Origin of the sequence: Planococcus halocryophilus (assembly GCF_022489025.1) — a bacterium.
Lineage (GTDB): Bacteria > Bacillota > Bacilli > Bacillales_A > Planococcaceae > Planococcus > Planococcus halocryophilus_A.
On sequence record NZ_JAKVTG010000015.1, the window covers coordinates 49,871 to 69,815 of the forward strand.

General features: G+C 38.5%; 17 protein-coding genes. 8 read left to right on the forward strand and 9 right to left on the reverse strand.

Annotated features, from left to right (window positions below):
- Window positions 1–165: 165 nt before the first annotated feature.
- The 5 genes from MLE13_RS14550 (at window position 166) to MLE13_RS14570 (ending at window position 5,749) form a co-directional block, all read left to right on the forward strand.
- On the forward strand, window positions 166–1,374 hold the full coding sequence (locus MLE13_RS14550) for an acyl-CoA dehydrogenase family protein (RefSeq protein WP_240750400.1): 1,209 nt from the start codon (window positions 166–168) through the stop codon (window positions 1,372–1,374).
- Between the two features lie 14 nt (window positions 1,375–1,388).
- Window positions 1,389–2,159 (forward strand): SDR family oxidoreductase, encoded by a 771-nt coding sequence (locus MLE13_RS14555; protein WP_240750401.1) that lies wholly within the window; start codon window positions 1,389–1,391, stop codon window positions 2,157–2,159.
- 98 nt (window positions 2,160–2,257) lie between these two features.
- Window positions 2,258–3,322 carry a phosphotransferase family protein gene (locus tag MLE13_RS14560; RefSeq protein ID WP_240750402.1) on the forward strand — a complete coding sequence of 355 codons (1,065 nt, stop codon included), beginning with the start codon at window positions 2,258–2,260 and terminating at the stop codon, window positions 3,320–3,322.
- On the forward strand, window positions 3,319–4,041 hold the full coding sequence (locus MLE13_RS14565) for a 2-phosphosulfolactate phosphatase (protein WP_240750403.1): 723 nt from the start codon (window positions 3,319–3,321) through the stop codon (window positions 4,039–4,041). Before MLE13_RS14560 ends, MLE13_RS14565 begins: the two co-directional genes overlap by 4 nt.
- Window positions 4,042–4,099: 58 nt before the next feature.
- Window positions 4,100–5,749: a long-chain-fatty-acid--CoA ligase gene (locus MLE13_RS14570; protein WP_240750404.1), complete on the forward strand. Its 1,650-nt coding sequence runs from the start codon at window positions 4,100–4,102 to the stop codon at window positions 5,747–5,749.
- A gap of 343 nt (window positions 5,750–6,092) precedes the next feature.
- Here MLE13_RS14570 and xerS read toward each other — a convergent pair whose 3' ends face one another.
- From xerS to MLE13_RS14615, 9 genes are all read right to left on the reverse strand, one after another.
- Window positions 6,093–7,220 (reverse strand): tyrosine recombinase XerS, encoded by a 1,128-nt coding sequence (gene xerS, locus MLE13_RS14575; protein ID WP_240750405.1) that lies wholly within the window; start codon window positions 7,218–7,220, stop codon window positions 6,093–6,095.
- A 115-nt stretch (window positions 7,221–7,335) separates the two neighbouring features.
- A complete protein-coding gene (locus MLE13_RS14580; protein WP_240750406.1) occupies window positions 7,336–8,079 on the reverse strand; it encodes a Fic family protein in 744 nt (247 codons plus the stop codon).
- 177 nt (window positions 8,080–8,256) lie between these two features.
- The gene (locus tag MLE13_RS14585) at window positions 8,257–8,829 is read right to left on the reverse strand and encodes a hypothetical protein (RefSeq protein ID WP_240750407.1); all 573 of its coding nucleotides are present in this window, start codon (window positions 8,827–8,829) and stop codon (window positions 8,257–8,259) included.
- Window positions 8,830–9,156: 327 nt separating this feature from the next.
- Complete coding sequence (locus tag MLE13_RS14590) at window positions 9,157–9,957, reverse strand: hypothetical protein (RefSeq protein WP_240750408.1); 801 nt, start codon at window positions 9,955–9,957, stop codon at window positions 9,157–9,159.
- Between the two features lie 420 nt (window positions 9,958–10,377).
- Complete coding sequence (locus MLE13_RS14595) at window positions 10,378–12,045, reverse strand: diguanylate cyclase domain-containing protein (protein ID WP_240750409.1); 1,668 nt, start codon at window positions 12,043–12,045, stop codon at window positions 10,378–10,380.
- A gap of 207 nt (window positions 12,046–12,252) precedes the next feature.
- The gene (locus MLE13_RS14600) at window positions 12,253–14,631 is read right to left on the reverse strand and encodes a bifunctional diguanylate cyclase/phosphodiesterase (RefSeq protein ID WP_240750435.1); all 2,379 of its coding nucleotides are present in this window, start codon (window positions 14,629–14,631) and stop codon (window positions 12,253–12,255) included.
- A gap of 434 nt (window positions 14,632–15,065) precedes the next feature.
- On the reverse strand, window positions 15,066–15,806 hold the full coding sequence (locus MLE13_RS14605) for a class F sortase (protein WP_240750410.1): 741 nt from the start codon (window positions 15,804–15,806) through the stop codon (window positions 15,066–15,068).
- A 61-nt stretch (window positions 15,807–15,867) separates the two neighbouring features.
- Window positions 15,868–17,271 carry a hypothetical protein gene (locus tag MLE13_RS14610; RefSeq protein WP_240750411.1) on the reverse strand — a complete coding sequence of 468 codons (1,404 nt, stop codon included), beginning with the start codon at window positions 17,269–17,271 and terminating at the stop codon, window positions 15,868–15,870.
- Between the two features lie 661 nt (window positions 17,272–17,932).
- Complete coding sequence (locus tag MLE13_RS14615) at window positions 17,933–18,127, reverse strand: hypothetical protein (protein ID WP_240750412.1); 195 nt, start codon at window positions 18,125–18,127, stop codon at window positions 17,933–17,935.
- Between the two features lie 700 nt (window positions 18,128–18,827).
- Between MLE13_RS14615 and MLE13_RS14620 the strand changes: the two genes are divergently transcribed.
- Genes MLE13_RS14620 through MLE13_RS14630 form a run of 3 tightly spaced genes read left to right on the forward strand, consistent with a single transcriptional unit; the run spans window position 18,828 to window position 19,945 of the window.
- Entirely contained in the window at window positions 18,828–19,106 is a 279-nt protein-coding gene (locus tag MLE13_RS14620; RefSeq protein ID WP_240750413.1) for a hypothetical protein, read from the forward strand.
- Between the two features lie 39 nt (window positions 19,107–19,145).
- On the forward strand, window positions 19,146–19,505 hold the full coding sequence (locus MLE13_RS14625; protein WP_240750414.1) for a DUF7662 domain-containing protein: 360 nt from the start codon (window positions 19,146–19,148) through the stop codon (window positions 19,503–19,505).
- A 20-nt stretch (window positions 19,506–19,525) separates the two neighbouring features.
- Complete coding sequence (locus MLE13_RS14630) at window positions 19,526–19,945, forward strand: GNAT family N-acetyltransferase (RefSeq protein WP_240750415.1); 420 nt, start codon at window positions 19,526–19,528, stop codon at window positions 19,943–19,945.

Here is a 19,945-nt window from a genome sequence, read left to right on the forward strand (position 1 = left end):
TTCTTAGAAAATCCAAGAAGAGAGAATCTAGGTCCATTCATGGCTAAAAAGGGATATAAACATGAATGAGTCACTCTCATAATAATTTAGATTAAAACGTGCAGTTATAGATAAAAAACACTAAGTAGATACTTATCAATCAGTATGTTGGAAGGAGTAAATAAAATGAACTTTTCATATTCAGACCGTGTTATTCATTTACAAGAGCAAGTAACAAATTTTATGGAGGAATACATTTATCCAAATGAGGAAGTGTTTCAAACACAACTGGACGCCCAAGAAAATCGTTGGAACGAAGTTCCGTCTATTGTAGAGAAACTAAAGGAGAAAGCAAAAGAGAAAGGGTTATGGAACTTATTTCAACCTGACGAAAAATATGGGGCCGGATTAACAAACCTAGAATACGCTCCTCTCTGTGAAATAATGGGGCGATCATTCCTTGCTCCTGAAATATTTAATTGTAACGCGCCTGATACAGGGAATATGGAAGTTCTATCGCGTTATGGTTCTGAGAAACAAAAAAAAGAATGGTTAATTCCCTTATTAAATGGCGATATTCGTTCAGCATTTGCAATGACAGAAAGAGAAGTGGGTTCAAGTGATGCAACAAATATTCAGTCCCGTATTACTCGCGAAGGTAATGAGTATGTGGTCAATGGAAAGAAATGGTGGACGTCTGGTGCGGGAGATCCCCGCTGCAAAATTATGATTGTCATGGGTAAAAGTGATCCAAATGCTTCAAAGTACGATCAGCAATCCATGATTCTAGTACCAATGGACACAAAAGGAGTGACTGTTAAGCGCATGCTCTCAGTTTTTGGTTATGATGATGCTCCTCATGGTCATGCAGAAATCACTTTTGATAATGTAAGGGTGCCTATAGAGAACATGCTTTGGGAGGAAGGAAAAGGATTTGCGATTGCACAAGGTCGTTTGGGACCTGGAAGAATTCATCATTGTATGCGTCTAATTGGGGCTTCTGAGAGAGCACTCGAGCTAATGTGCAAACGGGCACAAGAACGTGAAACATTTGGAAAGAAAATCGCGGAACATGGTGTTGTTCAACAATGGATTGCGGAATCACGGATGGAGATTGAACAAGCGAGACTTTTAACTTTAAAGGCTGCTTATATGATGGACACGGTAGGTAACAAAGTAGCTAAAGCAGAGATTGCAATGATTAAAGTCGTTGCACCAAATATGGCAACTAAGATAATGGACCGTGCTATTCAAGCATTCGGTGCAGCAGGTGTAAGTGAAGATACTCCTTTAGCATATATGTATGCTAGCGCACGCACGCTTCGCATTGCAGATGGTCCCGATGAAGTGCATGCAAGACAAGTTGCTCGTTTAGAATTAAAAAAAATTAAGTAATGGAGGTACGTATTATGAGTGTAATGGAAAAATTCTCTTTAAAAGGTAAAACCGCTATAGTCACTGGGGGCGGTAGAGGTCTCGGTGCACAAATTGCAGAAGGTTTTGCTGAAGCAGGGGCAAATGTTGTAGTTTGTTCCAGGGATGGGGTGGCATGTGAAGAGATGAGTCAAAAGTTAAAAAAGCTTGGTGTTGATGCACTCGCAGTAAGCTGTGATGTAACAAATCCCGAAGATGTGAAAAAAGTAGTGGAGAAAACAAAACATAGGTTTGGAAGAATAGATATTCTTGTGAATAATAGTGGAGCTAGTTGGGCAGCGCCCTCTGAGGAAATGCCATTGGAAGCATGGGAAAAAGTTATGAATGTTAATGTAACAGGAACATTTTTAATGAGCCAAGAAGTAGGGAGAGTGATGATTGAACAAAAAGGGGGGAAAATTATTAATATCGCATCAATTGCAGGTTTTGGCGGTACGGATCCATTTATGCAGACAATCGGTTATAACACTAGCAAAGGTGCTGTGATAACGATGACAAAGGATTTAGCAGTAAAGTGGGGAAAACATCAAATCTATGTAAATGCAATAGCACCTGGTTTTTTTCCTACTAAAATGTCAAAAGTGCTTATTGATCATGATGGCCAAACAATCATGAATGGGACTCCTCTAGGAAGACTAGGGAGCAATTCAGATTTAAAAGGTCCTGCACTTTTCTTAGCTTCAAAAGCATCAGACTATGTCACAGGTGATATCTTGGTAGTAGATGGAGGTGCTACAGCATTTTAAACATAGAAAAAGATATCTAACGAATGATAAATATCTTCACTAGATTTATCGTTTACTTAAGCAATATATAGATTGAAATGAAAGGAGAGGGTTATCGAATGACTGACACGATTGAAGTAAGAAGTGGAGAAGAAGTAAATCCAGATGTATTACGCAAATTTATTGATGATCACTTGCATGATATACCTAAAGAAAAATTAGTTATTCGCCAATTTGGTTCTGGTCACTCCAACTTAACGTATTTGCTTCAAATAGGTGACTGGGAAGGTGTTTTACGAAGACCACCTATGGGACCAGTTGCACCAAAAGCACACGATATGAAAAGGGAATACACCATCTTGAACAGCTTGAATCGAGTATTCAAACCAGCTCCAAAACCATATGTTTTTTCAGAAGATGATCAAATTGTCGGGTGTCCATTTTTTATTATGGAAAGGCGTAATGGAATAGTTCTGGATTCGGAGTTTCCTAGTGATATAAAGTACAATACGGAGCTTGGAAGAAAAATTTCTCAATTGATGGTTGACCAACTTGTCACTTTGCATGAAATTAATTTTGAAAAGACTGAACTAATAAACTTAGTTAAACCTGAAGGTTTCATGGAGAGACAAGTATCGGGTTGGATTGATCGTTATGAAAAAGCAAAAACAAGTGAAATTAAGGGAATAGATGAACTAAAAGAGTATTTAATAAATCTTTTACCTTCTTCGCCCCAACCTACTATTATTCATTATGATTACAAATTAAATAATGCCATGTTTTCAGAAAACTTCTCTGAAATGACTGGTCTATTTGATTGGGAAATGACTACGGTGGGAGATCCATTATCTGATTTAGGAGTTGCTATGAGTTATTGGATCCAAGGAGATGATCCGGATTTCTTGAAAACCGGACTTGGAGAACCACCTGTTACTGTGATGGATGGTTTCTACACACGCAAAGAATTTATCCAGTCCTATGCTGAGAAAAGTGGACGAGACGTAAGTTCAATTAACTATTATATAACCTTTGCTTATTTTAAATTAGCAGCTATCTGCCAGCAAATATATTATCGATATGAAAAAGGACAGACAAACGATGCTCGATTTGCGAAATTTAATATTTTTGTTGAAAACTTAATCCAGCATGCAGTTGAAGTATCAAAAAAGAAAGACAGAGTATGAAAGTTCATGTAGTGATGACCAAAGAAGAAATGGATATTGAAAAAGTTACATCGGTGATGTCGGTTGTTATTTTCGATGTTTTATTGGCAACCTCTAGCATTGCAGCTTGCTTTGCAGGAGGTGCGCATTCGGTAAGGCCTGCTCTTAATAAAGAAGAGGCTCTAAAAATGATTAAAGATTGCGAAGAAGAAGTAATTTTAGCGGGAGAAATTAATGGAGTTACAATTGAAGGTTTTCTAAATCCTCTTCCTACCTCGCTCATAGAACAGGTCGAAGGGAAGCATGTAATTCTGTCTACTACAAATGGTACTGTAGCAATACGTAAAGCCGGTGGGGCCAAAAGAGTTTGGATCGCATCGTTGCTTAATACAGATGCAGTAGCACAGAAAGTACTTAACGGCCATGAAGATGAAACACTGTTGCTAGTATGTTCAGGATCAGCTGGCCAATTCTGTTTAGAGGATTTTTATGGAGCAGGTTACTTTATTTCTTGTTTGCAAATGCAATATGACAAGGAGCTTAACTTAACGGATAGCGCATTGGGAGCAAAGTGGTTTTATGAAGGTCATAAAGAAGAAAGTGAGCGCATCTTAAGTAACTCAAGAGTTGGAATAACACTTAAACAACAAGGTAATTATCGAGAGGTTCAATATGTTAGCCAAAAAAGTATCATTAAATTTGCGCCATACGTAAAAGACGGAATAGTAATATTTGCATAAGAAACTGTTAATCCTACTATATTTTAAGTAAGTATCACAAGCTAAAAGGAGAGGTATGATGAAAAATACAGCACATTTTGAATTTTGGCCACCACGACTCTCAAAGACATTGAGCCTACCTGAAACTACTATTTTTGATAACTTAAAAATGACAGTAAAGAAGTATCCATATAAAACTGCTATAGAATTTTACGGAAAATCTATAAGCTATCAAAACTTACTTGACGAAGCGGAGCACTTGGCAGGTTACCTCGAATCTAAAGCGGAAGTGAAAGCTGGGGATCGAGTATTATTGCTTATGCAAAATTCTCCACAGTTTTTAATTAGTATGTTCGCTATATTGCGTGTACGAGCAGTTGTAGTTCCAATTAATCCGATGAGCACAACTGAAGATCTTCGCTTCTTTTTAGAAGATGGCGAAATTTCTTGTGCGTTTATAGGGCAAGAGTTATACGATAAAATAGAACCGTTAATAGGGACAACCACTTTACAGCAAGTTATCACAGCTACGTACTGCGAATATATTGATGAATCAAAAGCACTCGCAACGGTGCCTAAAGAGGTACAAGAAGTAAAAAAAGATTCCCCCAAGACTATTGCTTGGAAAAAAGCATTAGAGGAAGATGTCACACTTTCATTATATAAAGGGGAAAGTAAAGATATAGCAATGATTCCTTATACATCAGGTACAACAGGATTACCTAAAGGTTGTATTCATTCCAATGCAACAATACAAGCAAATGTAACAGGATCTTATCACTGGATGTCAATGAATCCTGATATGGTCACACTAGTGAGTTTGCCTCTATTCCATGTTACTGGAATGATACATAGTGCATTAAGTCCAATTTTATCGGGTAGCCTAATGGTGGTACTTGGGAGATGGGATCGTGACTATGCAGCAAAAGCAGTTGAAAAATTCCGCGTATCTCATTGGATAAACATTAGTACTATGCTTATCGATTTTCTAGCAAATCCTATCCTTAAGAATTATGATACATCCTCTCTCGAAATAGTCGGTGGCGGAGGGGCTACATTGCCACAAGCTGTAGGGGAAAAATTAGAGCAATGGGTAGGTTTATCATATATTGAAGGTTATGGATTGACAGAAATGATGTCCCATACACACTTCAATCCTACACATCGTCCTAAAAAGCAATGTATGGGAATACCATCTTTCGGGGTGGATGCAAGAGTCATAGACCCTGTAACCGGTACTGAAGTGGAGGTATACGAGGAAGGTGAACTGATTGTAAGTGCTCCCCAAATGTTCCGTGGATATTATCGTCAAAATGAAGAAACAAAAGCGAGTCACATAGAAATAGATGGCAAATCATATTTCCGGACAGGCGATATTGTTAAAGTGGATGAGGAAGGGTATTTCTTCATCGTCGATCGTGTAAAAAGAATGATTAATGCAGCTGGCTATAAAGTCTGGCCAACGGAAATAGAATCTATTTTGTATAAACACGAAGCGATTCAACAAGCATGTGTCGTAAAGCATCCAGATGAATTACGTGGAGAAACTGTAAAAGCGCTGATTATCTTAAAAGATGAGTATAAAGGGAAAGTATCTGCTGAAGAGATTATTACATGGTCCAAAGACCAAATGGCTAGTTACAAATATCCGCGTATTATAGAGTTTAGAGATAATTTCCCAACTACAAGTAGTGGGAAAATTCTATGGAGAGAATTACAATCATCTTAAATAATACGAAATTCCCCCCTCGAATTTCATTCTTTATTTTAATATATTTAATCTATATAAACAATACCAGTATCGCATAAATATCATTAATATAATTATCTCCTGAATATTAAATTTACGCACTGTTTTGTAAATTTAATGCTCAGGAGTTTCTTATTTCAATTAACGAAAAACGTTAATGTTAATCTTGAAAATAGTCAGTAGTTAAGAATACTAGTCATCTTTTTTAACACAATAATATATGTTCGCAAAATCTTAATTTAAAGTAGATATTTAAACACGACCAATCGAAAGGACAGACAGCTTATGTATAGGCTGTCTGTCCTTTTACTTTGTGTCTATATTAACTTTCAATATCTGGACGCTTTAGCCGATTTGTTTCCATGCGGGTTAATACTTGTTCGTTATCTTTGTTAGAGAGGTTGGTATAAAGGGAAGTAGTTTCGATATTACTGTGACCCAACTGATCACGTAAAAGGACGATATTGCCGCCATTCCGAATAAAGTCCGCCGCAAAGCTATGTCGAAGTTTGTGAGGGCTCATGCCTTCTCCTTGCGCAAATGCCGCAGTATATTTGGTTACCAGGTTCTCGATGGCACGACGGGAGAGAGGACGGGGAGTACCACCATAAAGCGTGACAAAAAGAAAAGGCACTTCTTTCGATCCGATATACCTGGCTTCCCGGATTTCTATGTAGTCTCTTAAATGGTGAATCGCCTGATCCATGACCCGGACAGTATCTTCTTTTGAACCTTTTCGCTTGATATCGATCATTTGCTTCTTGAGGTTCACTTTCTTGACGAGCATACGAGCCATTTCACCGAGTCGGATACCGCTGCCAAGGAAAAGAGAGAGGATGGCCAGATCCCGTTCCTTGTCCCGGTTGAACCGTTGTCTGGCAAGTCCACTTACCAACGTAGCTTCATATGCATGTTCGACAAACTGCAAGAAATCATTGATTTCATGTTCATTCAGAATGACAGAACTGATTTTCTGCGCCCGTCGGTTGGCCGTCTCTTTTTTTGTATGTAGCATGATTTTGCTCATGACGTTTCGGTAGAAGTAGGATTCTCCGTCTTCAGTCTCGGTTTCTTTCGTCAAGTAATTGAAAAGTGATTTTAACGCATTAATCGAAAGAGTAACAACCGCAGGACCGCGCCTTTTCACGCTGTTGTTCTCGTGAGTGATTGATTCTTCTTTTAAGAACTCAATGTACAGCTCGATATTCTGTTTCTTCATTTCGGCCAGTACTGAATAGGGGATTGAAGAAATTTCTGTAGCTTCCGTCAAATTCTCCCGAAGCAGCCACTGAAAAAAGTGCTGATAACGGTAAAGGTACTGAAGCAAGGTATCCGCTGAAAGGCCAGCACGTTTTTTAGAGCGAATATACTCGACCACATAGAAAGGCATGCTGTTTAATTGATTTTCAATCCGTTGGAGGACTTGCAATTCTTCAGGTATCATCGCCATACGATGTTAACCTCCTTTAATTATGAACTTCTATATGTTCGCAAAATGTAATTTAAGCGAACATATAGGGGTGGAAAGTATTTTTTATAGAAAATGAGTAAGTTAAATCTTACTTTTATAAAACCGCTTTTAAATAGGTGGTTAAACTTTCTTCCACACATTGGGCAATCAACTCAACGAAAGGCTGCGTATTCCCTTGTATGCTCGCTGTTTCCAACGTTTCATAATACGTTAAGCGCTGAGCATTTTCCGCTTTGACGATAGCAGGAGGGAAGCCATGACCCATTAAGATCAAATTCATTAACAATCTCGCGGTCCGGCCGTTGCCATCTGCGAATGGGTGAATATAGACGAATTTAAAATGGAACAACGCGGCCAGCTCTACTGGATGCATTTGGTCCTTTTCTTGATCGTACCAGGCGAAAAGCTCTTGCATTTCATTCGCCACCTGCAGAAAATGCGGCGGTTCATGTTGGCTACCGGAGATTCTCACGTTGATCGATCGATACCTACCCGCATTTTCATCGTCGATGTTCTTCAAAATTAGATGATGAATCGTTTTTAACGTTCGCTCATCTAATGCCTCGGTTTGAGTGACCTGCTCCTCAATAAAGCTGATAGCCTCCGCATGGTTGATCACTTCGAAATGCTCCTGCAGCCGTTTGCCACCAATCGTTAAGCCATCTTCCATGACTACCTTGGTTTCAATCAGCGATAAGGTATTGCCTTCGATAGCATTCGAATTGTACGTCCATTCCACACGATAAACGTCGCGTAGGTTCTTCACAGCAGCTAGTGGAAGCGGTCTGTGTTGGTCCAATTCCTTTTTTAATTCGTTAATGCGATTAAAATCGTTCATTTACTAGCACCTGCTTTTCAAGGATTGAAAGAATTTATGCTTTAAATATTCAAGGAGAGCTGGTGACTATCGAAGAATAGATTCTTCTATTGATAGTCTTCAACTTCATATAAGGAATCCATGAAATAATTGTATAATTTAATGTAATTTCTTTAGCTTGAATCTGCAATTATTAACTTATTTCTTAAGTTCCATTGATCGAGAGTAACCAAAACATTCTCTAAATAGTTTTCTACCAATATATTGGTGAAAGTCGCCGTATTTATGTCTGTGATATTCATTCCAATAGCTAATCATTCTACTGTAGCTTTTACAAAATTCCTCTTTATTTTCACTACAGAAATTTTTAATCCGCACCGTATCCCGTTCTTTCAAAAACTCATAAGTCATTTCTACAATTTCTACGACATATTCATCGCATATTTTTACAATGTAAGGAATAGCCCAATCTTCGTAATCCATCTGAAGCAGCGAACGAATCTGCTTTTGGCGAATATATCCGTCACTACTTCTAGAAAGTATGCAATGCAGAATCATCTTTTGTCTTTCAGTTAAACTATCTATAAACTTGTTCGAGTTATCATGGCAGTAGATGCGATTAGGAAAAATAATTACACGATTGTTTTGATAATATTTAATAGTATCCGGAGAGATCTTAAGAGTGAAGGTTAAGAAATATTTAGTAGACAACAACTTAACAACTTTAGTAACGTCATCCTTTAGATGGTTGGGAAATCCTCTGGTAATCATGTAAACACACCTTTATTCCATGTAATTTCAAGAATATATACTTTATTAATGACTTTAATAATTCAAAAAGAAAACTAATCCTATCGTCTAACAGAACTAAGAATTCAGCCTAAGCCTCTAAAACTCGATTGAATTAAACTATTATACTAATTTTAACACATGCCTACTCTATATGTTCGTTAAATTGATATTTTGCGAACATATAAAGTGGTAGCAAGTAAATATAACCGGTAATTACAAATTACATTTACTTACTACAATACCCGCACCCTTTTAACTGATTGGCTTCCTGACTTATTAACGATCTTGTTTCGGATTGCGGTCTTTCTAGTATTCATCATGGTTCAAAAATTTCACAAATGAAGCTATACAACCACCTTCTAAATCAACTGAAATAGAAGGTGGTTCAAGAAAACCATCGTAATTGGTCGATATCACGTCAGCCACTTCTTCACTGAACGTTAACAGGGAACAGGTCATGTCCCGAAGAAAAGGAAGAAGAGGCAGGTATTCGATTGCTTCTCCCATCTGTATAGGTCTCTTCATGTCATAGCCTTCTGGACGCACTTGAAATTGTAAGTCCTTTTTATGTTGGCAAACAAAATGATAGTTACATTGAAAGGCATCGAACCGCGGTTGATTTAACTGAAGAACTTTTGTCAGACTATCTGGTAATCCTGGTCCCTCGCTTGTATTTTCGATCTTTTCCAATAGCATTCGACAAGAATCGATAGAAATATGCGACGGGAGTTGCGGAAGCAGAATCAATGAAATTGCTTGAGCTAAAAAGTCATATAATCGATTAATATTATTCATGTATTGCCTTACTATGGCTGAGATAAAATGCACATCATGTGATGTCGACATTGAATTTCTCTGTGCACCATGCTGCTGAAGCATGTCGATCAAAATGCTTAAGCCATGAACATCATAATGAATGCATTTACAAACATGTCTGATGTGCTCTCGGACTGCTTGGGAAAACACACCTTCATTTTGAAATGTTTCGCTTGTCCAAGAGTTGATAATTCTATCAAGTGTATCGAGAATTGACAGTTCTAACAGAGTTTCAGATGCATCCCCTTCGTTTTCAACCATCCTCACTGAATTATCATTGTTGCTACTCACTATCTGGTCACTCCTATTTGTCTATTATTCTAGTTTATCCATCTATTTATTGAATAGGTATTTAGCAAGTCTGTCCAGCGGATAGTAAAGCAAATAGCCATTCCTCCCCTTCCGTATATTACCATTAGTATTCACTAAAGACGATTCTCTTTTAGTTCCCGTCAAAATAATGTCCTTTGGATACGAATTTGATAATAAAAATGTGCCATTTCTTGAGATGAAACACTAATTTTACATTCTAATCAACCAAAAATTCTTCTAAAAACTGACTTTGTCGTACGCCTCCTTTCTCATCGGAAAACCCCTCAATCTCTATAGCAACTGAGATTGAGGGGTGGGCTTATTCTATTTATAAAAAATAAATTTTTAACGAATACTTTATGAAAAAGGAGATAATCTATGCTTTCACCTTTTATTCTGTTAAAAGCGAGTACTCATTGTGCTTCCTTGTTTTGCCCTTTTCTCTTCATACATCGCTTGGTCTGCTTCCTTGAGCAGCGAGGAACTCGTTGCTTGTGGATGGGGCATAGCTAATCCAATACTGGTCGATACAGGCAGCAGCATCCCTTCAATTGCCCATGTCTTCTTCATTTCATTTCTGATTTTCTCGATGATGGTCAGTGCACAATTTACGGAATCTACGTTCGCCAAGAGAATGATAAATTCATCTCCCCCTAAACGCGCCACGACATCGCCTTCAAACACAGTCGTCTTTAAACGTCTGCCAAATTCATAGATAATGGCATCGCCTGTTTCATGTCCCCATTGATCGTTAATCTGCTTAAATTCATCAACATCCAGAAGCATTACCGCAAAATGAACCCTGTTTTCATGAAACTCCCGTAATGCTTGTTCAAGTGATTCCTGAAAGTAGCGACGGTTTGGCAGGTTGGTCAATGGATCATGATAGGCGAGTGTTTTTAATTCGGCTTCATATTTTTTCTGTAAGGTGATGTCCCGAACGATAATTACCATATGGCTGTAAGACTGAGCCTCGTCAAAAACCGGTGTCGCGAGTAATTCCGACCAAATCCAGTGGCCATGTTTATGTTTAATGCGAATGCGTCTTTTACAAATCCGTTTCGTTTGGATGGCTTCATTTAGCGCATTTTTCAACGCTTCTCTGTCTTCCGTGTGAACATTGTAAAAAGGTTCATGAAGCATGTAGTGTTCGGGATTAATGCCGTAAAGCGCTTCCACAGAAGGAGAAATGAACAAATACTCTTTCTGTCGATTGATTAAGATAATAACGTCATGAGCATTCTCCGCAATAATTTGGAAGTTCTTTTCACTTTCCATATATAATTCAACCATATAATCCAGTTCACGCATATCTTTTAGAATGACATAGAAGCCCGTCGTTCGGTTCTGTATCATTATGGGGATACATTTTACTAAGACGCTCAGTTGCTTATTTTCTTGCTGAAGGACATTAACCCGGAAATCTGTGTATGTACCCTTTGTTGCTTCCCGAAAATTCATGATCGCTTTCCCTTGATCTTGAGGGGCTACAAAATTTAAGATCCGTTGTTTATACAGCTCGGCTTCAGGTAATTGGCCGACAACCAGACCCATCGGATTGGCCCCCGTAATTCGACCATTTAAATCTACAGTCAAAATAGCGTCCGCATGATGTTCAAACAACGACTGATAATAAGAGCGACTAGTCTCTAGATTCATTAATGCTTCTGCGCTGACTTGCTTGGCTTCGACTTCTCCTGTGATGTCCTGGACAATGCTCACAACATGGGTGCATTGTCCATCCGCATCAAACATGGGGGTAAGGCGCGTTTTGGAGTACCGAAGTTTCCTATCGGGATCGATGTAGCTGTCCTCATAGCAAATGGGCACACGACTTGTTAACACCTGCATGTATTGGGAATGAATCGTCTCGGCCAACTCGACTGTTTGGGTTTCAAAGAAGGTTTTGCCAATCGAATCATGCGTTATGTCCGTTTTATCCATGGCGGCTTGATTGAAAAATTCATAAAAAAGACCATCCTCATCAACCCGGACAATAAATACCATTTCTTGTATTCCGTTCATTACTGCCCGATCAATCGATAATGATGTCTTATCTTGAATCATAAATACGCCTCCCAGACCGCTTCTTGATAAATCTTCAACTTTTTTACCCTTACTTATTTTAACAGATTATTAATTCTAAATAAACATTTAATCTATAAAAAAAGCCCTTTAAAGAGGGCTTTTAACTCATTGTTAATAACGAAAAATAAATCTTATGAACTATTACTTCTGTTTTCCTCAATTAATATCTTCTAGTAGCAACTACATTTAACGGACCGTTTCATAAAGTTCTGTGATTTTTTCGGGAACCAACGGTTTTTGGAAATAATAGCCTTGCGCCTGATGACAGCCCTTAGCTTTTAAAAAGGCCAATTGCTCGATGGTTTCTACGCCTTCTGCAATTACATTCAAGTCTAAATTTCGCGCCATTTGAATAATCGTATCGACTAAAGCGGCATCTTTTGCATCCGTCTGGATGTTCCGCGTGAAGTATTGATCGATTTTCAATGTATCTACCGGGAAGAGTTTCAGGTAACTAAGAGATGAATACCCGGTGCCAAAATCATCAATGGACAAGTGGATGCCCATCGCCTTGAGTTGGTCCATTTTCGCAATTGCGAGTGCTGCTTCTTGGATAATGCTTTCTGTTAACTCTAACTCCAGGTACTTAGGAGCTAACTTGGATTCATGTAAAGCCGCCGTCACGATTTCCGCCATGTTCGGTTGAGAAAACTGTTTAGCTGAAATATTGACCGCCACACGAAACGGATCTAACCCGGCATCCTGCCAAGCTTTGTTCTGGTGACAGGCTGTTCGCAACACAAAATCCCCAATGTTCAAAATCATGCCACTTTCTTCCGCAATCGGAATAAATTCAGCTGGCGAAATCATCCCAAACGTTGGATGCTGCCAACGAACTAATGCCTCTACACCCACAATTCTTCCCGTTGCGATGTCAATCTGGGGTTGGTAGTGAACGGAAAATTCTTTTCGTTCCAAGCCTTCTCGAATGCTCAGCGCAATTTTGGATTTACGTGAGAGCGATTTGTTCATTTCATGGGTGTAAAATTGGACGTTGTTTTTTCCTTCTTCTTTCACACGATTCATGGAAATACTGGCGTTTTGCATCAGTTCTTCAGTTTCTTTTCCATTAATCGGAAAGACACTTGCACCAATGGATAGTGTAATGAAAACTGCCTCGTCTTTGAGAACAAATTGTTGGTTAAAAGCTTCAAGAATCTGATGAGCTAAAACCTGTGCCTCTTTGTAGTCAATATTTTGAAGCAAAATCGTAAACTCGTCTCCACTCAATCTGGCCAATGTATCTGTTTTAGGGATGCACGACTCAATGCGTTTGGCCGCTTCTATTAGTAACTCGTCCCCCACTCGGTGGCTGTAGGTGTCATTTACTAATTTGAATTGATCCAGGTCTAAATAAAGAATGGTAAAGACCGTTTCTTCCTCTTTTGCTTGATCAATGGTCGCTTGCACTCGGTCATGGAACAACCGGCGGTTGGGTAATCCAGTAAGGGAATCCAAGTACACTAGGTTGCTTATACGTGCTTCATTTGTGCGACGTTCTGTTATATCACGAATAATCATACTGCAATACTGATCACTTTCGGTTTCCCAGTGCCCACTTGTGAGTTCGAGAGGGAAGCGACTGCCGTTCTTTTTTACCCCCGTCAATTCAATCACTTTGTCATCTGTTGACATAAAGTCAGTTTGATATAGGTTCGTCTCTTCTTTGGGCAAGATGGTTCTGATATCTTGTTGTTCAATTTCTTCTTTTGTATACCCGAACAAGTTCTCTGCCCCACGATTCCATTGAACGACCGTTTGTTGACTATCAATCACGACAATCCCATCTGTTGCAGACTCAATTACTGACTGAAATTGACGCGTGTACTCATCTGTAATCGACTTGACTTTTTTATCACTTCGAAGGCTAAGAACCGCCGCTAACAGAATTAACACCATTCCGCCACCCACATTAAAAGCCATATAACTGCTGTCTAATGCACCGCCAGATACGTCTCCTAAATGATCCATTGACACGAAACGAGCTGCGGCCATTCCCGTATAATGCATGCCCGCAACACCAATCGTAATGAAAACTGCGCTGGCTATTTTTAACCAGAAAAAACCGGAACGGTCTCTGGAGTAAAACAGTAACAACATGGCGACGAGGGAAGCTACCAATGCAATGACCACTGACATCCCCCACAAGAACGGATTGTATTCAATCGTCGCTTGCATTTGCATGGCTGCCATTCCGGTATAATGCATGGAGACAATCCCAGCGGTAATGAAGATCGCCCCTACGATTACTTCCGTTTTTCTGACGTGCGGTTTGCTAATAATCGCAAAAGCTAACCCACTCGCTACTAATGCCGGAAGAATCGATAGGATCACCAAAGGCTTGTTGTAGGTGATTGGCATCGCCATTTGAGAGGCCAACATGCCAATAAAATGCATGGACCAAATGCCCAACCCCATTACAAGCGCCCCTAAAGACAGCCACTTCCATCGAGTTTTGCCTGTCGTCCGAAACAAAGTTCCACTGATATTCAGTGCAATAAATGAAGAAATAAAGATAACGATAATGGAAAGCAAGATTAATCCTGCGTCATAAGTCAATGGCATTTCTTTCAAGAGGTACACATCCTTTACACGTTCAAGAAAAAATTCCTTTTTTTCACTTTACGAGAAAAAATGTGGGAATAATTTGAATGATATTTTATTTATTTTAGCATAAATATTGCATGATTTGCTTTTTTTATCATGAAGTAAAAGAATATGGTTCCTTCTCACTTAACTATTTTGGAAACACAGATGTAGGTGCCCACTTTACAGACATATAGAAAGAGAAAAAGCTGTCTATCGCTTTTTCTCTTTCTATAATGTGTCATATGTTAACTAACAATTTTACTGCTTGCTATTTCAAATAAACCCAGCTCAATTTTGATAACCGCATCGGCTAAATTTCACTCAAATAAAAAGAGTCCATCATAATCGATAGACTCTTTAACCATTCATTATAACTTCCTATTTTAAAGGAACTCCATTTGACCTATCGACTAATTTTCCACCAATTCGGTATAAACTACCAGTCGCTCTTCATAATGACCAATTGCTGTATTAAAAATACCTGTACACGTAATCAAATTCAACTGTGGTGTTGAACTGTTCCCGAAAATTTCATTCAATGGAGCCTCTTCTGGTGGATACGATTGTTTATCAACGACAATAAACGTTAGTTCTGTGCCGTCGGTGCCCGTAATGTGAATCTTATCATCCGGTTCTAACTCTTTCAGGTTGTAAAAGGTTCCAGGACCCGTGAGACCATCTACATGACCGGCTAATACGGCATTGCCATTGTCTCCTGGCTTGGCTCCGAGATTGTACCAGCCAATCGTGTGAATATCTTCTGGTGCCGCCATGTTACCATCTGCCGTCTGGCCAACCTCAATGACTTCCGCCCGTGCATCAAGTGCAGGAATTTCAATCAATGCAGGAGTAATGCCCAATGGCGTTTCAATTACTTGTTGTTCTTTTAAAGAAGAGGACGACTGTATAGTAAGAACTTTTTGCTGTATTTTTTGCTCTGCTGTTAGTTTAATTGTACTATTTTGCTGTTTTTTTTGTTCTACTGGTTGTTCAACGCTGTTATTTTCTCGTATGATTTGTTCTTTCATTTGTTGAAAAGCAAGATCGCCTTCTAAAGGTGAAGACTCGGTAGCCTGAATAGGGTTGCCACTGAAGGTGACAAAAAGAAAGAGGAGATAGAAGAGGAAGGCTTTTTTGATGATTGAGGTCATTATAGTCACTCCTTTTATAGAAAATAAAGAGAGGAAATGATTCCTCTCTCTACTAATTTATTTATTCCTGTAACGACTTTCTTCTTGTGAAAATCAAAGCGCCTGCAAGTGCCAATAATGGGAACGTTACTAGCATCCAGTTCATCGTTCCTGAATCTGCCATTCCGCCCATTCCTGTTTCTGGCATTCCTGGGGCTTCAGCAAATTTTTCAGGATTCTGTTGCACGATTGCTCCTGACAATGCTTGACCAATTGTGAACATCAACGCGTGACCTTCTGTAAAGGTTTCATAAACTGCTTGATAGTCACCTTCTACGTAACTGTTTAAAATATCAATAGTAGTTTGTTCATGCTGTTGGAGTACAGCAATCGCTGTTTCTTTCGGAAGCTTTCCTTCTGTCGCACCACTCAATAGAGTGCCCAAATCAACTGCGAATGTATTCAACAAGTTATCCATAATTTCATTTACTTTTTCCGTGTTGCCTTCAGCTACTGCTTCGCCAAGTGCTTCACTGTCTTCGTACTGTGTTGAAAAGATTTCGTTGAATGCGTCAGCAGCTTCTTGACCGTAAAGTGATTTTACAGCAGCTGTCATTTGTTCCGCATTAGCTTCTTGCATTTCACTCACAGCTTCAAAAGCTTCTCCGCCTTCGCCTGCAGCAGCTTTATATGCTTCTACAGAAGTGGCTGTTTGGTAGTAGAAGTGTGCGCCCAACAACTGACTAAATGTCGCTCTTAGATCCGATGCTGGAGTAACAGCTTTCGAATTCTCAAATTTATCGGGCATTTGCGTTACAATCGCACTCGATAATGCCGTGCCAACTGTGAACATGCGCTCATAGCCTTCATTAAATTCTGCATATGCTTCTTCGAAGTTTCCTTCGATTGAATTAGTAAGGAATTGCATTACGTCTTTTTCATGTTCTTGAAGAACTGAAATTGCGGTATCTTTCGGAAGATTCCCACCAGTTGCTTGGCTCAAGAGAGTTCCAAGATCAGTTGGAAATGTCGTCAGCAAGTCTTTTTTGACTTGATCGATTTTTTCCTGATCGCCACTTGCTACAGCAGCACCATAACCCGCGCTGTCTTCATATTGCGTATCAAAAATTTTATCAAATGCATCGGCTGCTTCTTGGCCGTACACGGATTTTACAGCTTCTGTTAATTGTTCGCCATTTACTTCAAGCTCTTCTTGAGCTTCTGCAAGCCCTTCACCTGTGGGTCCGCCTTCTTTTGCTTCATGATAAGACAGAAGCGCTACTTCCGACTGATAAATGAAATGCGTTGATAGTAAATTGCTCAAATCAGATCGTAACTGCGCTGCAGGTGTTTCAACTGTCGGTGCCATCTCTGGGACTTGCGTGCTTCCTGTCGATGCACTTACGGTTCCGATTCCTGCTGATGCTAGTAATACTGCGCTTAATGGTACGGCTACTACGGTTTTCTTTGCTTGTTTCCAATTCATGTTCCATTTCCCCCTTGTTTTTTTGTTTCTTTGACGACTTTTTACAGCCCTACTACCACTAAACGTATAAAAGATAGATATAGATCACAATTTCATTCATTTTTTCTAATCAAATGAAATTAGTTAGTAAAACATGATGATAAGCTATACTAAATTCCATATATATGTAAATTATCAGTAATAAGGTTGCCTTTTTAACATTCCCCACCGATTTATACCTAAACCTTTTTAATTATATTTTTATCATTTATTAGTTTTTAATGATAAAAAATACTAATTGTTCCTACCAATTAGATTAATAGAAGAAACTAGGGACTATAAATTTGTACATTTTTACCGAAGAACTTTTGACTTACATGCTGACTTCAAGAAATCAAGGTTTCGACTCTCTAATGTCATGACAAGGTTTTTTCCCCAATAAGCTCAAAGGTCTGGTCACTGAATTGTGGTTTGGAGAAAGTTTTATATTTTCAGTAATACAAAATCTAGCATTTAATAGAATTGAATATGACATTTAGTTAAAAAATAACCCATTGTAAAAATACACTTTTCAATAAAAAAGAAGAAGCTCATGTTAAAGCTCCTTGTCTCTCGATAACTGATGATATGTAAATTCCTTTTCATTCCTTCGATGTCTTATTTCAAAGCAAATAAAAAACAGCTACTGGTTCAACATTTGGATCGATTGGCAATACGGACAATTCATGTACGAATTTTGTTCTTCAAGCTGTTCAATATATGATTTTTTATCTGTGAATTCCCTTTCTTTGGTCGGTGTGTCCATAAAACCACATCGATCTCCCACAAAATTTTTGTGATGAATGCGCTTTTTTTGATGGTCAACGAAATAATTCATGCTAATTTACCCCTTTACTTCTTTTAGACAAAATAGATTTTAACTGGTTTGACCGATTCTTTTCAGTTTCACTCTAAAATAAATTTTCTCATTCAGTTTTTCAATTGTCTATAATTTCTGTTTTAGAAGACACGTCTATAATTACGTAGTACTTTTTCAGAAAAAATGCCATGATTCCCCTCACTTTTTCTTCCTAATCCTACCATAAAAAAACTCAAACAAAAATTTCAGTGTAAAAAGATTCATTTTTTTCGCAAATGTAAATAAAAATAAAAATAACGGGTATATAAGTTCTGTATATCTTTCTTTTTAATAGATACTAAGACTCATTTATGATAAATAGAGATCTCTTTTGAATATCAAGTTCGTTGTTCTGGTTGTATCGAAGAATGTGATAAGCTATTTGACCATGAATTTCAGCAGTGCGTTTCTTTCGATAGCTTAATCATAATTCCATTTATATTCATCGTGTCTTCTAAAAATTTTTTAGAAGCACAGGGAGCATGGAACATCACTACAAACAGGTGAGATTTACTGGAAACTTCTTTCCTTACAGGTAAAACACTAAAGCTCTGCTTAAGTTATCTGCCATCCATAAGATTTTTTAAAAAATTATAGAATGATACGAAATAGAAGTGATTGAACTAGAGATCTACAAACTGTTGATTCTTTATTTCACTATTATTTAGGAGGTACTCTAATGAAATACAAGCATTTTAAAAGTGCGATTGAGAGTCAACACAAGACATCTTTAAAAAAGATCCTGTATGAAATTTGTGTGGTAGAAGAATTGAATGCGGTGGAAGGCTCAAAAAAATTGGGCATAGCCAAAGAAGTGTTTGTTTATTGGCGGCATTACTATCGCTTTGAAGAAAGACAACTATTGTTTGATCGAACGATAAGAAACTTAAAAAATAACTCAACTCTTTCTATTGATGAAGCAAAAGAAGTTACAGAATGTTGTAATTCAACTATCTAAAAAAATGATGTCAATTGAAAGGAATTAAAATCAATAACTATGACGCTAGAAAAGAAATACATTCCATTAGCAAACTATTTTTCTGCGGCAACAAAACCAATCCTTACGCTGCACCTTACTGAAATTGAAAAGATCATGGGGCAGAACCTGCCTCATAGTGCCTACTTAAATCAAAGTTGGTGGAAAAAGACAATAGCGCCCTCTAAGCATTTCCATGATTGGATCGATGGCGGCTACATAGACAAGGAGTTCGAGCCAAATCATTATGTCAGTTTTGAAAGAATGGATCTTTTGGCTAAAAATGGCGGTAATAATGATAATGCCAATGAGGATATCTTGCTAGTTCGCCCTGCTGGACATAGTGACGCCCGGTTTCTAGCAGATTTGCAGAAAATATAGAAGGAGAATCGGACTTTCTATTGTATGGAAAAGGGGAACGAGCACTGTCCACACAAAAAGTGAGGAAGCAGATTATTGAGTGGAATCAAAGCGGCCATTCGATCATCTTTCTAGCTATTTTAAATGGAAAGCACGTCGGTTATTTGATGATTATGGCGAATGAGGCCAAGCAAGCCACTCACCGTGCTGCCTTGCTCCTTGGTGTTCAAGCTGATGCACAAGGCAAAGGAATCGATTCCTCTCTTCTTCAAAAAGCAGAGGAATGGGCTATCACAAAAGCCAACAGTCGTCTTGAACTGACTGTTGTAGAGGAAAACAACCCAGCTCGGAAGCTCTACGAAAAAATTGGGTATGAACCGAAAGGCATTCGTAGAAAATCAATGATCATCAATAACAAATTGCACAATGAAATTTACATGGCCAAGATTTCGGATTACTAA